Source organism: Clostridium sulfidigenes, from assembly GCF_000732635.1.
Taxonomy (GTDB): Bacteria; Bacillota; Clostridia; order Clostridiales; family Clostridiaceae; genus Clostridium_J; species Clostridium_J sulfidigenes.
The window spans coordinates 1-1,236 of record NZ_JPMD01000089.1; the positions used below are offsets into that span (position 1 = coordinate 1).

Annotated in this window: 2 rRNA genes; both read left to right on the plus strand. The window is 42.0% G+C overall.

Annotated elements, in window-relative coordinates:
• Positions 1-162 (plus strand): 16S ribosomal RNA (locus tag IO99_RS18110); the annotation flags it as partial.
• Between the two features lie 455 nt (positions 163-617).
• Positions 618-1,236 (plus strand): 23S ribosomal RNA (locus tag IO99_RS18115); the annotation flags it as partial.

The window sequence follows — 1,236 nt, forward strand, 5'->3', positions numbered from 1 at the left end:
TYCCGGGCCTTGTACACACCGCCCGTCACACCATGAGAGCTGGTAACACCCGAAGTCCGTGAGGTAACCGTAAGGAGCCAGCGGCCGAAGGTGGGATTAGTGATTGGGGTGAAGTCGTAACAAGGTAGCCGTAGGAGAACCTGCGGCTGGATCACCTCCTTTCTAGGGAGTCGACATGAAGTTAATCCTTCATGACATTGAACGAATCTTACTTTGTAAAATTTATTTTAGAAAGTTTAGATGAGTCCATCCAGCACAGCTGGAAACTGGTACTTTAACTCTGTTTAATTTTGAGAGACCAAATGATTAGTTCATTAACTCTCAAAAACATCTTACAATGGTAAGATGGATGTTCTTTGAAAATTACACAGTGAAGATATATATATTGTTAAACCTTTAAATTTAAAGATAAAACAATTTCGTCAAGAATTTTAATTTGAATTCTTTGTAGAATGAAAATCTAATCTTAATCGCTTAAGATTAGTAAATTAAAAATTTCAATAGAAACGAGAAAGTCAAGGAAACGACTGAACGAGGAACGGAGTTTACCAAGATAAATGAGTACCTGAGTGAGGAAGTTGAAGCAGAATTTCGAAGTTTATAATGAAATTTAGATAGGTCAAGCTACAAAGGGCGCATGGTGAATGCCTTGGCACTAGGAGCCGAAGAAGGACGTGATAAGCTGCGATAAGTTTTGGGTAGGCGCAAATAGCCAGTGATCCAGAGATTTCCGAATGGGGAAACCTACATAGTTAACACTATGTACTGTGCACTGAATAAATAGGTGTATAGAGGTAAACCCGGGGAACTGAAACATCTAAGTACCCGGAGGAAGAGAAAGAAACATCGATTTCCAAAGTAGCGGCGAGCGAAATGGAAAGAGCCCAAACCTAAGCCTTTGGCTTAGGGGTTGAGGACAGAACATAAAATATAACAGGAATTAGCCGAAGACAACTGGAAAGTTGCTCCGCAGAAGGTAATAGACCTGTAGGTGAAAATGGAAGTTATAGAGTTCTGATCCAGAGTACCACGAGACACGTGAAACCTTGTGGGAAGCAGGGAGGACCACCTCCCAAGGCTAAATACTACCTAGTGACCGATAGTGAAGAAGTACCGTGAGGGAAAGGTGAAAAGAACCCCGGAAGGGGAGTGAAATAGAACCTGAAACCGTGTGCCTACAACCGGTCGAAGCACTTTATATGTGTGACGACGTGCTTTTTGTAGAACGAGCCAACG